We start from the raw sequence: 13,262 nt of genomic DNA on the forward strand, positions 1-13,262 counted from the left end.
CGCGCCTGGCGTTGTTGTGTGCGCAGCCCTTGACGGGCCGTATCAGAAGTCACGCTTGTAGAAGATATCCAGCGAGCTGGCGATACCGCTGGCAGCCTCCAGGTAGACCTTCTTGCTGAGCAGGTAGCGCAAGGCGATGGTGTTGGCCGGCTCGAACACCCCTACGCCGTAGCGCAGGCTCAGGCGCTCGGTCAGCTTGCCGCTGGCCACCACGCTGGTGTTGTCGCCGCTGCCCTGGGTGTCGAGCTGGAAGTCCTCGATGCCCAGGCTCGATGCCAGGCTGCCGGTAATCCCCGCGCTGCCCGCCAGGCCCAGGCCCAGGGCCGCCTCCGCCAGCATGTTGTTGTCTTCGCCGGTATTGCCCAGCGGACGCCCCAGCACCAGGTACGACAAGGCCTGCTCCTGGCTCATCGCCGGCTCGGAAAACACTTGGGTGGTGGGCTGTTCGGCGCTGCCGCTGAGGCGGATGCCGGCAATCACGTCGTCGGTCTGGCGAATGGCCTCGATGTCCAGGTAGGGCTGGTCGATCGGCCCGGCAAACAGCAGCCGCGCACGGCGGATGGTCAGGCGCTGGCCATAGGCGCGGTAGCGCCCATCGGCCAGGCTGAGCTCGCCACGGGTATCGAGGTTGTCGCCAATGTGCACGCGCCCCAGCAGGTTGGCGGTCAGGCCGAAGCCGCTGAATGCCAGCTTGTCCTGCCCCACCTCCACGTCGATGTCCATGGCCACGGCCATCGGCGCCTTGCCCTGCTCGGTCTGGCGGCCGACGATGACCGTGTCATCCGACACCTTGACAGTCGAAGGCGGCAGTTCGCGCACGGTGATCTTGCCCTTGGGCACCAGCACCTTGCCGGTGACCGCGAGCTTTTCGCCGATCATCTGGATCTTCAGGTCCGGCGCCACCTCCAGGTTGGCGTAGGGTTCGACGGTGACCGGCAGGCGCTGCCCCTGCAGTTGCAACTCCACCGCCAGGCCCTGGGCCCAGCCGATCTGGCCACTCAGGCGGCCCTGGCCGACCGGGCCGCTCTTCCACTCGCCGCCCAGTTGCACCTGCTCGCCTGCGATCTGTGCCCGCAGGCTGAGGTCGCTGAGGCTGATGGGCAACTCGGCACCCGACACTTCGCCATTGCTCAGCGTCAGGTTGCCGTTGACCTGGGGCGCCAGCAGCGTACCGGTGATCTGTCCGCTGCCGTTGAGCTGACCAGCCAGGCGCTCGACCATCGGCGCGAACGGCCGGCCCACCGACAGGTCCAGCCCGCTCAGGCGGAAGTCTCCGCTCAGCGGCTTGTTGCGCGCCAGTGGGTCGATACGCGCCGACAGGGTCAGCTCGCCCAGGCGCCCGCCCACGAACTCCAGGCGCGTGTCCACGCGGCGCGGGCCCAGGGTGCTGTTCAGGCGCAGCGCCTGGTACGGGAAGTCCAGCCATCGATCCTTTTCCCGCNNCCCGCAAGGTGCCGCCACTGGCGTCTACCACGATCGACCCCTTGGGCCCGCTGGCCGGCAGGTCGAGGTTGATGTCGGCATTGAGCATGCCCTGCCAGGCGAAGTCCTTGGGCAACCACTGCGCCAGGCTTTGCAGCGGGAACTGCTTGAGGTGGTAGCGCAGGCGCGGGTCGGGCATCAGGCGCTGGTCTTCACCACACAGGCTGGCCTGCCCGGAGCGCCAGCAATGGGCGCCGAAATCCACCTGCCCATTGGCCAGGCGCTGCAACCTGGCCGGTGCCTGCAGCTGCCAGTCCTGCCCGCCCGCCTGCACCTGGCCGCTGGCCAGGCGTCCGCGCCAGTTGCCCTTGTCGAGCTGACCGTCCAGGCCCAGGTCGAGCTTGAGCTGCGGCCCATCGAGGGCCAGGTGCAATTGCTGCTTGCCAATGTCGCCCTGGCCTTTGGCAGTCAGGGTGCCCAGGTTGGTTTCGCCCAGGCGGATCGACCCGGCCTGCAGGTCGATCAGGGCACGCTGGGCGCTGTCCAGCCGGGCGTCCAGGTCAAGGCGTTGCACGCGGTTTTCGGCCTGGCCCAGTTGCTGGCCCTGCAAGGTCAGTTGCCCCTGCGGCGCCTTGAGCGTACCGGCCACATCGAGCCGGCCCTTGAGCTGGCCTTGCAGTTGCGGCCACAGCTGGCCCAGGCGCGGCAGGTTGAGGTCAAGCTGACCGGCCAGGCGTTGCTGCACACTGGCGCTGCCGTTGATCTTGTTGTCCCCCAGCTGGATCAGCAAGGTGCCCAGGGTCCAGTTCTCGCCTGCACCGTCGGCCTTGGCCTGCAGCACGGCGGGCTGGCCGCGCAATCGCCCCTTGAGGTCCAGATCGGCATTCAGGCGCAGCGTGTCGCCCTTGAGTTCGCCCTTGCTGCGCAGCGGGCCCGCCAGGGTGCCCGGCAGCTCGGCCAGCCAGTACGCCGGGTTGAGCGCCGACAATTCCAGTGCCGCGTCCCACGCCACGCCCTCGGCAAACTGCACGGCGACGCTGCCGGCCACCTTGCCCTGGCCGGCTTCAAGGGCCAGCTGTGGCAGGCTGACCTGGCCCAGGTCGCCCTTGAACGGGCTGCTGACCTTGAAGGCACCTGCCGGCCCGTCCAGGTCGCCACTGAAATCGCCCTGGTAGTTGCCGTCGCGGTAGTTGACCTTGGCGTTCAGGCGCCGCAGCGTGACCTGCGGAGCCTCGTCCAGCGGGTACAGGCGCAGCCACGGGAAGTCCAGCCAGTCGATGCTGGCATCGGCAACCAGACCGCTCTGCCAGTCGGCAGTGGCGCTGAGCGTGACACGCTGCTGCGCGGCGGCGCTCAGGTCCAGGGCGGCGATCTGGGCGCCCTTGGCATCCACCCGGCCACGCAGGCTCAGGCTGATCGGCCCCTGCTCGGCCGGCAGGCGGCCGGCGCCCACCAGTTGGTAACCTTTTGCCAGGTCGCCATAGGCACTGAGTTCCAGCTGCTCGAACTGCAGGGTGTCCGGCAATCCGGCCGATGGCTTGAAGCCGGTGGCGCTCAGGCGTACCTGGGCCGGCAGGTGCTCGGCCAGGGGCCGCAATTGACCCGCCAGGCGCCCTTGCAGGTAGCCGCTGCTGTCGGCCTGCAGGTCGAGGCTTTTCTGCAGGTCGCCTTTTATCTGCACCGCCAGTTGCCAGGGCTGGTCGTCGATGGCCGGCAGTTGCACCTGACCCTGCAGCTGCAACGGCCAGTCACCCACCGGTTGCAGCAGGCCGCTGAGGTTCAGGCTGAGGTCTTCGCGTTGCAGGTTCAGGCTGTCGATCTGCAGGCCCTGGGCGGTCCAGTGTGCAGCCAGTTGCAACTGGCTCAACTGCTCGCTGCCGTCCAGATGCAACTGGCCGACCTGTACTTCGCCCAGTTCGATCGCCACTGGCAACTGGAGGCTGGGCAACTGCAGCGGCCCGCTGTCGGGCGCTGCCTCGCTGGGGGCGAAGTCCAGGTTGACCTGCCCGGCGCGCAGCTGGTCGATGCACAAGGTCATGCGCAACAGGCAGCCGGGCGACCAGGCAAACACCGGTGCAAGCACTTCGACCCGGTCCTCGCCCTGCTGCCAGATCAGCCGATCGGCCTGCCATTGCCCGCCAAGGCGGCCTTGAAAATTGTCCAGCTGCAAGCCCGGCACCAGGCTCAAGGCCCAGCGGCTGCCGGCCTGGGTACCCAGCAGGATACCCACGGCCAGCACCAGCACGACCAGCAGCGCCAGCAGGGCCAGCCCGCCGCGTTTCAACACCTTGCTCACAACTCGGGCCCCATGGAAAAGTGCAAACGTATGCCGCCGTCATCGTCCAGCGCCTTGGCCAGGTCGAGCCGCAGCGGGCCGACCGGCGACACCCAGCGCACACCGAAGCCGACACCGGTCTTGAGGCTGGGAAGCTCCAGGCTGTTGAACGAGTTGCCCTGGTCGACGAAGGTCGCCAGGCGCCACTTCTCGGCGATCGAGTACTGGTACTCGGCACTGGCGGCCACCAGGTAGCNNCCCGCCGATACGGTCGCCATCGGCGTTCTTGGGTGAAAGGGTCTGGTAGTCGTAGCCACGCACGCTCTGGTCGCCACCGGCAAAGAAGCGCAGCGAGGGGGGCACCGACTTGTAGCCGTTGGTGGCGCTGCCGCCGAACTGCACCCGGCCCAGGAAGCGGTGGTTCTGCGCCACGGTGGTCAGGCCCTTGAGCAGCACGTTGCCATGCAGCAGGTTGGTGTCGGACAGCAGCCCTTCCTTGGCCACCTGCGCGTCGAACTGCAAGCGGTACCCGTTGTGCGGGTCGATGCGGTTGTCGCTGCGCAGGTAGCTGTAGCTCACACCCGGCATCAGCAGGGTGCTCAAGCCCGAATCGTCACCCAGACGGTACTCTTCGCGCTGCCACTTGAGCGATACCACGCGCTGCCAGCCGCTGGGCAGCTTGCTGTGCCATTCCGGGCCCACGGTGAGCAGTTTGCTGAGGCTGTCGGTACCGGCGATCTCTTCGTTCTGGTAGCCGCCGGCAAAGCGCAGCTTGTCGGTCAGCGGCGGGNNCGAGCGGTATGTCGTACCACAGGCCGACGTTCTGGCGCGGCGCCGAAAGCTCGGTTTCCAGGCCATAGCTGTGGCCTTGCGGGTTGACCCAGTGGCGGGTCCAGTTGGCCTTGCCGCGCGGCCCGACGTCGGTCGAAAAGCCCAGGCCCAGGCCCATGGTGCGGGGCTTGCGGGTTTGCAGTTGCACCTCTACCGGGATGCTCTGCGCCACGGCGGCAGTGGGCGCAGCGTCGACCCGCACGCCTTCGAAGTAGCCGCTCGATTGCAGCGCGTTGTTCAGTTCGGCGATCAGTTCGGAGTCGTAGGGGGTGCCTTGCTTGAAGGGCACCATGCGTTGCAGCAGGCTCTCGTCGAACGGCGCGTCGCCTTCGAAGCGGACCTTGCCCAGCTGGTAACGCGGGCCGCTATCGTACACCAGTTCGATATCCGCCACACCCGCCGCCGGGTCGACCGCCAGGCGCTGGCGCAGGAAATGCCCGCTGAAGAAACCGTAGCGCGAGGCCTGGTTCTGGATCAGCCGCTTGGCGTCCTCGTAGTTGCCATGGTTGAGCACAGCCCCAGGCCGCAGCGCCTTGCTCGAAGGAACCCGGAAGGCCGTCATCTCGCTGGCCGGGCCCTCGACGCGCACGGTCACCTCGCGCAGGCGCACCGGCTCGCCCNNGCTCGATGCTGAGCACCAGTTGCGGGCCCTTGTCGGCCTTGGGCGAAGGTTTGACCTGGCTGTCGATCTGCGCCTGGTAGTAGCCCAGCGCCTGGGCGGCTTTTCTGGCCTGCTCCACGGCGCCGCGGCTGAAGCGCAGCAGCGCTTCTTCATCGCGGGTGCCAAGGCTGCCGATATAGCCTTCGACGTTGGCCTTGAGCTCGTTGTTGGCGGGCTTGATGCGTACTACCAGCTCGCTCTGTGCGTACACCGCGCAGCTGGCAACCCATAAAATCAACCCGCAGGTGAATCGTCCTGAATACGTCATAGGCGCGGATGCTACCAGAGCTTGGCGGTTGCCCGCAGCTCGCCGACGGTCTGATACACCACCCCTTCAGGCCTGTGCCTGGCGCAAACGCTGGGGATTGGGATGAAAAAACACATGCTCGCGGATTGGTCCTACAGCAATTTCACCGATTTCCAGGTAGCCCTGTCGCTTGTAGAACTCGAGGTAGTGGTCATTGCCGGTATTCAGTACCACCCCTTCGGACTGTTCGTCCTCGGCGCACCAGTCATGCAGCGCCAGCAGCAACTGTTCGCCATAGTGATGGCCCTGGAACTGCGGGTGAATGCCCAGGAGCGGCAGCACATGCACCGCGTCGCCCGGCACACAGGCCATGACCGCGGCCTGGTAGTCCAGGTAGCGCCGGGTACAGCGCAGGCCGGCGCTCAGCAGCATGCGCAGGCGCCACGCCCAGCTCTCGGTGATGCCCAGGCGCCGCTGCGGCGGGGCGATCAGGGCAATGCCGATCAGCCGGTCCTGCACCAGCAGGCCCAGCGCCGGCAGGTCCTGGAAGAAATGCTGACGCACCAGCTCGCGTACCGTGGCGCGCACGCGATGGTCGTAGCCGGGGCGATCGGCCTCGAACAGGTAGCGAAAGGTCGGCTCATGCCGGTAGGCCTGGTACAGCAGCGAGCGCGCCTCACGGCTGTAGCCGCTGTCGAGCTGACGAACTTCGGCCGGTACGGCAGGGGNNATCGGACATGGTGACTCTCCTGGTGGGCTTCAATGCCTCTTTCTGAGTAGTGCGCGCTGGCCAACGTTCCCTTTGACTATAGGCCAGGACGCCACGCGTGCTGACACGCCGGGCGCCATCGGCTAGCATTCCCGATTTGCCCAGGATTGCGCCCCCCCATGAAGATCGTCTCGTTCAACATCAATGGCCTGCGCGCCCGCCCCCATCAACTGGCCGCGCTGATCGAAAAGCACCAGCCGGACGTGATCGGCCTGCAGGAAACCAAGGTGTCCGACGAGCAGTTCCCGCTGGCCGAGGTGCAGGCGCTGGGCTACCACGTGCACTTTCACGGGCAGAAGGGCCACTACGGTGTCGCCCTGCTGTCGCGCCAGGCGCCGCTGAGCCTGGTCAAGGGCTTCAGCACCGATGAAGAGGACGCGCAGCGGCGTTTCATCTGGGGCACCTTCGCCGACGAGCACGGCAACCCCATCACCATCATGAACGGCTACTTCCCCCAGGGCGAAAGCCGCGACCACCCCACCAAGTTCCCGGCCAAGCAGCGCTTCTACGAAGACCTGCAGGCCCTGCTCGAGTCCCGATTCCAGAACGACCAGCCACTGGTGGTGATGGGCGATGTGAACATCTCGCCCGAGGACTGCGACATCGGCATCGGCCCAGACAATGCCAAGCGCTGGCTGAAGACCGGCAAGTGCAGCTTCCTGCCCGAAGAGCGCGAGTGGATGGCGCGCCTGAAGAACTGGGGCCTGACCGACAGCTTCCGCCATCTGCACCCGGAAGTGGCCGACCGCTTCAGCTGGTTCGACTACCGCAGCCGCGGCTTCGAGGACGAGCCCAAGCGCGGGCTGCGCATCGACCTGATCCTGACCTCCCAGGCACTGCTGCCGCGCATCAAGGCCGCCGGGGTCGACTACGAGTTGCGCGCCATGGAGAAACCCTCCGACCATGCGCCGATCTGGCTGGAACTGAACTGAGCCATGCGCTCGATGGCAGTCATTGGACTGTCATCGATCTGTCTTAATCTGCGCTCACCATCTTGAGTGCAGAGCATCCCCGGCAATGTTGCGATCTTTCTGTCTGCTGCTTGGCCTGCTGCCGGCGCTGTGCTGCGCCGAGCCGGCCAGCCTGCGCCTGCAAGGCTCCAATACCGTGGGCAGCGTGCTCGGCCCCGCGCTGGTACGCGGCCTACTGCAGGCCCAGGGCGCCCGGTCGATCCAGACCCTGCCCGGGGCACGGCCCAACGAGGTGTGGGTGCAGGGGGTTTCGCCACAGGGTCAGACACTGCGCGTGAGCATTGCCGCCCATGGCTCGAGCACCGGCTTTGCTGCGCTCAAAAGCGGCGACGCCGACCTGGCGGCCACCTCACGCCCGATCAACGACAGCGAGCAGCAGGCGCTGCACGCGCTGGGCGACCTGAAAAGTGCCGACGCCGAACAGGTCATCGCCCTCGATGGCGTGGCCGTCATCGTGCACCCGGACAACCCGCTGCCCCAGCTGAGCACCACGCAACTGGCGCAGATCTTCGCCGGCCGCATCACCACCTGGGATGAACTGGGCGCCGGCAGCGGGCCGATCCACCTCTACGCCCGCGATGACCGCTCGGGCACCTTCGACACCTTCAAGGCCCTGGTGCTGGACGCCCAGCAGTATTCGCTGGCCAGCCACGCCAGGCGTTTCGAGTCCGGCGAGCAGTTGGCCGACGAGGTCAGTGCCGACCGCCAGGCCATCGGTTTCAGCAGCCTGGCGTCGGTGCACGGGGCCAAGGTGCTGGCCATCGTCGACGGCACCTCCCAGGCCATGCTGCCGACCCCCGCCCTGGTGGCCAGCGAAGACTACCCGCTGTCGCGGCGACTGTACCTGTACCTGCCGCCCGCCCAGCGCAACCCGCTGGCCAGTGCCCTGGTGGAGTTCGCCCAGAGCGCAGCGGGCCAGGCCATCGTGGCCAGCAGCGGGTTCGTCGCACAGCAGGTGCGGCCGGTCCAGGTACAGGCCTTGCCGGGGATGCCGGCGCAGTACCGCCAGTTGATCGCCAACGCCAGGCGCCTGAATGTCAATTTCCGCTTCCAGGAAGGCAGCGCCAGCCTCGACAACAAGGCGCTGCGCGATGTGCAGCGCGTGCTGGAGTACCTGCGCGAACACCAGAAGCTGCAGCACAGCGTGGTGCTGGTGGGGTTCGGCGACGCCAAGGACGACCCCGACCGCGCCGCCCTGCTCTCGCGGCTGCGGGCCATGGCGGTACGCCGCGAACTGGTGCGCGAAGGGGTGAACCTGCGCGAAGTGACGGGCCTGGGCGGTCAGATGCCAGTGGCGACCAATGCCGCCGAGGAAGGCCGAATCCGCAACCGCCGCGTGGAAGTCTGGGTCTACTGACCCACCCACCCGGGAAACCATTTGTAACAGCCTCCCCCCTCACCCTTTCCAGAGGCGAGCTAGGCTTTGGCTCAGTGACACCGGGCCCCTCTGACGGCTGATCGCCGCCATGTCGGAGTCACAGTTGTTTTCATACAACTACGACGACAAGGAGGGGCTCATGAGCGCTCTGCCGTTATTTCTCTTCGACGACTTCCTGGGCACGGCCGTGTGGCTGTGGCTGGTGTTCATCACCCTGGTGGTGGCTCTGCTGGTCCTGGACCTTGGCGTGCTGCACCGTCGCCCGCACGACATCGAAATGCGCGAAAGCCTGCTGCTGTACTCGGCCTACTTCAGCGTGGGGCTGCTGTTCGGTGGCTGGGTGTGGCTGGAGCTGGGTGCGCAGAGCGCGCTGGAGTTCTACACCGGGCTGCTGGTGGAGCAGTCGCTGTCGATGGACAACGTGTTCGTCATGGCGATGATCTTCGGCTTTTTCGGCATCCCGCGCCGCTACCNNACCGCGTGCTGTTCTGGGGCATTCTGGGCGTGGTGGTGCTGCGCGCCCTGATGATCGGCCTGGGCAGTGCGCTGGTGCAGGAATTCGACTGGATACTGTACCTGTTCGGCGCATTCTTGCTGTTTNNCCCGCCACGAAACGCACCCGGACCTGGCACACAACCCGGTGATCAGGTTCGTGCGCCGGCACATGCGCGTGACCGATGACCTGCATGGGGCGCGCTTCTTCGTGCGCCTCAAGCCGGCTGGCCAGCCCAGGGCACTGCTGTACGCCACGCCGCTGTTCCTGGCCCTGGTGCTGATCGAGCTGGCCGACCTGGTGTTCGCGGTAGACAGCGTGCCGGCCATCCTGGCGATCACCCAGGACCCCTTCATCGTGTACACCTCCAACATCTTCGCCATCCTGGGCCTGCGTGCGCTGTACTTCGCCTTGGCGGCGCTGGTGCACCGCTTTGTTTACCTCAAGTACGCCCTGGCGCTGGTGCTGATATTCATCGGCGGCAAGATCTTCGCCCACGGCCTGATCGGCAAGGTGCCGCCGCTGCTGTCGCTGTGCGTGACGTTCGGGCTGCTGGCCGGTGGCGTGCTGCTGTCGCTGTTCAAGACACGAACGGCGGCCGAGGAGGTTAAACGGGTGGAGTAGCCTCGGGCAGCGTGTCGATACCCTCGCGGATCATGCCCGCCCCACCCGGTCAGCAGGCGATCCGCGAGGGCATCGACGCGGGCTCAGTGCCCGCTGCGCAGCATCTCCCGGGGCACGTACTTGCCGATCTCGTACTTGCCGATCGCCGCGCGGTGCACTTCATCCGGCCCGTCGGCCAGGCGCAGGGTGCGTTGCATCGCGTACATGTAGGCCAGCGGGAAGTCGGCACTGNNCCCCTGCCCCGCCGTGAATCTGGATGGCCCGGTCGATCACCTTCAGCGCCACGTTCGGTGCCACCACCTTGATCTGCGCGATCTCGCTGCGGGCCACCTTGTTGCCGACGGTGTCCATCATGTAGGCCGCCTTGAGGGTCAGCAGCCGGGCCATGTCGATCTCCATGCGCGAGTCGGCGATCTTGTCGATGTTGCCACCCAGGCGCGCCAGCGGCTTGCCGAATGCGGTGCGCTCGGCCGAACGCTTGCACATCAGCTCAAGGGCACGCTCGGCCATGCCGATCGAACGCATGCAGTGATGGATGCGCCCCGGCCCGAGACGGCCCTGGGCGATCTCGAAGCCGCGCCCTTCGCCCAGCAGCACGTTGTCATACGGTACGCGCACGTTCTCGAACAGCACCTCGGCGTGGCCGTGGGGCGCATCGTCGTAGCCGAACACCGGCAGCGGGCGAACGATCTTCACCCCCGGTGCATCGGTAGGCACCAGGATCATCGAGTGCTGCTGGTGACGCGGCCCGTCCGGGTTGCTCAGGCCCATGAAGATCATGATCTTGCAACGCGGGTCGCAAGCGCCGGAGGTCCACCACTTGCGGCCGTTGATCACCCACTCGTCACCGTCGCGCACCGCCCGTGCGGCCATGTTGGTGGCGTCGGACGAGGCCACGTCGGGCTCGGTCATGGCGAACGCCGAACGGATCTCACCGCGCAGCAGCGGCTCCAGCCACTGGCGCTTCTGCGCCTCGCTGCCGTAGCGCACCAGGACCTCCATGTTGCCGGTGTCCGGGGCCGAGCAGTTGAACGGTTCCGGCCCCAGCAGCGAGCGCCCCATGATTTCGGCCAGCGGCGCGTACTCCAGGTTGGTCAGGCCGGCGCCCAGCTGCGACTCGGGCAGGAACAGGTTCCACAGGCCCTCGGCCTTGGCCTTGTCCTTGAGTTCTTCCATGATCGCGGTCGGCTGCCAGCGATCACCTTCGGCAACCTGGCGTTCGAACACCGCCTCGGCGGGATATACATAGGCGTCCATGAACGCGGTGACGCGTTCGCGCAGTGCCTGGACCTTGGGTGAATAGGCGAAATCCATGAGCGGTACCTGCTGGGAAAGGCGAGTGATTTAAGAGATCTGGCTTGGATGCTAGATCACCGGGCAAAATCCACCTAGCCTATTCTCGGCGTGTATAAACATTCATAACCGATATATGATCGGGCCATAACTCCAACAAGAGCGGCATCCATGAACCTCAGCAAGGTCGATCTGAACCTGTTCATCGTCTTCGATGCGATCTACACCGAAGCCAACCTGACCCGTGCCGGGCAGATCGTCGGCATCACCCAGCCTGCGGTGTCCAATGCGCTGGCGCGGCTGCGCGAGACCTTCAACGACCCGCTGTTCGTGCGCACGGCCCAGGGCATGGTGCCCACGCCCATGGCCCAGAACATCATCGGCCCGGTGCGCAATGCCTTGTCGCTGCTGCGGGTGTCGGTGCAGGAGAGCCGCATCTTCAACCCCTTGCAGGCCAACAAGACCTTCCGCATCAGCATGACCGACCTTACCGAGGCGGTGGTGCTGCCATCGCTGTTCCAGCGCCTGCGCCGGCTGGCGCCGAACGTGGTGATCGAGAGCTTTCTGTGCAAGCGCCGCGAGACCACCAAGGAATTGGCCGCCGGACGCTTGGACTTTGCCGTGGATGCACCGCTGAACACCGACCCGCAGGTGCGTCACGTCAAGCTGATGCAGGACCCGTTCGTGTGCGCGATGCGCCAGGGCCACCCGCTGGCCAGGGACAGGATCAGCCTGGAGGATTACCTGAGCCTGACCCACATCCAGATCTCCAGCCGGCGCAACGGCCTGGGGTATGTGGACCTGGCGCTCGGCAAGCAGGGGCTCAAGCGCAAGATCGCGCTGCGCTCGCAGCATTACCTGATGGCCTCGCAGGTGCTGCAGCAGACCGACATGGTGATGACCGTGCCGGAGCGCTTCGCGCGGCGCCACCAACTGAACTACGTGAGCCTGCCGGTGGGCGACGTGCCGCCTTTGGAAACCCACCTGTACTGGCATGAAAGCACCGACCAGGACCCGGCCAACCGCTGGATGCGCGAGCAGATGATCGAGTTGTGCCAGGCGGTGGTGGCGCAGGACGAGCGGGAGGCGCGCGCATAAGCTGCAGGCTGCGTTGAAGCCATCGCGGGTCAAGCCNNCCCGCGACAGGCACACCCGAATGCCTGCTTGACGTATACGTCAACCAGCCAGTAGCTTAGCCGCATGCCCCCTTCCCCGAGCCATGCAATGAGCAGCCAGACCTACAGCATCTCCGACCTTTCCCGCGAACTCGACATCACCACCCGGGCCATCCGCTTCTATGAGGAGCAGGGCTTGCTCAGCCCCGAACGTCGTGGCCTGGAGCGTGTGTATTCGGCCCGCGACAAGGTCAGCCTCAAGCTCATCCTGCGCGGCAAGCGCATCGGTTTCTCGCTGGCCGAGTGCCGCGAGCTGATCGAACTCTACGACCCCACCAGCGGCAATCAGAAACAGCTGCACAGCATGCTGGCTAAGATCGCCGAGCGCCGCGCCCAGCTCGAACAGCAACTGCTCGACATCCAGCAGATGCAGCTGGAACTCGACACCGCCGAGGAGCGCTGCCAGCAGGCGCTGGCCACCACCCTGAACAATCAGAAAAACGGCCATTGAGGCCCACAGGAACCCTAGCCATGTCATTGCCTACCCATGTGCGTCTGGTAGAAGTCGGCCCCCGCGACGGCCTGCAGAACGAAGCCCAACCCATCAGCGTGGCGGACAAGGTCCGCCTGGTGGATGACCTGACCGACGCCGGTGTGTCCTATATCGAGGTGGGCAGCTTCGTCTCGCCCAAGTGGGTACCGCAGATGGCCGGTTCGGCCGACGTGTTCGCCAGCATCCGCCAGCAGCCCGGCACCACCTATGCGGCGCTGGCCCCCAACCTGCGCGGTTTCGAAGACGCACTGGCCGCAGGCGTCAAGGAGGTGGCCGTGTTCGCCGCCGCGTCCGAGGCGTTTTCGCAGCGCAACATCAACTGCTCGATCAGCGAAAGCCTGCAGCGCTTCGCGCCCATCATGCAGGCGGCGCGCGAACACGGGGTGAAGGTACGCGGCTATATCTCGTGCGTGCTGGGCTGCCCCTATCAAGGCCAGGTAGATGCCGAGCAGGTCGCCCCCATCGCCCGCGAGCTGCGCGACATGGGCTGCTATGAAGTGTCGCTGGGCGACACCATCGGCACCGGCACCCCGGGCGCCACCCGCCGCCTGTTCGAAGTGGTCGGCGCGCAGGTGCCGCGTGCCGAGCTGGCCGGGCACTTCCACGATACCTACGGCCAGGCGCTGGCCA

At 66.3% G+C, this 13,262-nt stretch carries 6 protein-coding genes and 4 pseudogenes; 6 read left to right on the forward strand and 4 right to left on the reverse strand.

Translation table 11 applies throughout. The annotated features are described in order from the left end of the window. Positions 1-42 precede the first annotated feature (42 nt). The 3 genes and pseudogenes from B4I46_RS11310 to B4I46_RS11320 all read right to left on the reverse strand — a co-directional run bounded on the left by B4I46_RS11310 (position 43) and on the right by B4I46_RS11320 (position 6,168). Positions 43-3,718: pseudogene (locus tag B4I46_RS11310) on the reverse strand (translocation/assembly module TamB domain-containing protein). Next, positions 3,715-5,457, reverse strand: a pseudogene (locus tag B4I46_RS11315) (autotransporter assembly complex protein TamA). Before B4I46_RS11315 ends, B4I46_RS11310 begins: the two co-directional pseudogenes overlap by 4 nt. Before the next feature lie 66 nt (positions 5,458-5,523). Beyond that, the gene (locus B4I46_RS11320) at positions 5,524-6,168 is read right to left on the reverse strand and encodes a GNAT family N-acetyltransferase (protein WP_286900228.1); all 645 of its coding nucleotides are present in this window, start codon (positions 6,166-6,168) and stop codon (positions 5,524-5,526) included. Between the two features lie 156 nt (positions 6,169-6,324). On the opposite strand from B4I46_RS11320, the gene xthA reads away from it, so the two are divergent. The 3 genes and pseudogenes from xthA (at position 6,325) to B4I46_RS11335 (ending at position 9,671) form a co-directional block, all read left to right on the forward strand. Continuing rightward, positions 6,325-7,137, forward strand: a complete 813-nt coding sequence (xthA, locus tag B4I46_RS11325) for an exodeoxyribonuclease III (RefSeq protein WP_043860884.1) — start codon at positions 6,325-6,327, stop codon at positions 7,135-7,137. An 85-nt stretch (positions 7,138-7,222) separates the two neighbouring features. After that, positions 7,223-8,533, forward strand: coding sequence for a substrate-binding domain-containing protein (locus B4I46_RS11330; protein WP_104572630.1), 1,311 nt, complete (start codon positions 7,223-7,225; stop codon positions 8,531-8,533). Between the two features lie 160 nt (positions 8,534-8,693). Further along, positions 8,694-9,671, forward strand: a pseudogene (locus tag B4I46_RS11335) (TerC family protein). An 83-nt stretch (positions 9,672-9,754) separates the two neighbouring features. Here B4I46_RS11335 and B4I46_RS11340 read toward each other — a convergent pair. Continuing rightward, positions 9,755-10,985 (reverse strand): annotated as a pseudogene (locus B4I46_RS11340) (acyl-CoA dehydrogenase). A gap of 150 nt (positions 10,986-11,135) precedes the next feature. Here B4I46_RS11340 and B4I46_RS11345 point away from each other — a divergent pair. The 3 genes from B4I46_RS11345 to B4I46_RS11355 all read left to right on the forward strand — a co-directional run. Continuing rightward, the gene (locus B4I46_RS11345) at positions 11,136-12,062 is read left to right on the forward strand and encodes a LysR family transcriptional regulator (protein WP_116054822.1); all 927 of its coding nucleotides are present in this window, start codon (positions 11,136-11,138) and stop codon (positions 12,060-12,062) included. A gap of 126 nt (positions 12,063-12,188) precedes the next feature. After that, positions 12,189-12,590, forward strand: coding sequence for a MerR family transcriptional regulator (locus B4I46_RS11350; protein WP_043860889.1), 402 nt, complete (start codon positions 12,189-12,191; stop codon positions 12,588-12,590). 20 nt (positions 12,591-12,610) lie between these two features. Continuing rightward, positions 12,611-13,262: hydroxymethylglutaryl-CoA lyase (locus B4I46_RS11355; RefSeq protein ID WP_414708932.1), on the forward strand; the 652-nt coding region annotated here is incomplete at its 3' end.

Source organism: Pseudomonas sp. UBA7500 (assembly GCF_002478435.1).
In the GTDB taxonomy this organism is placed as follows: domain Bacteria; phylum Pseudomonadota; class Gammaproteobacteria; order Pseudomonadales; family Pseudomonadaceae; genus Aquipseudomonas; species Aquipseudomonas palmensis.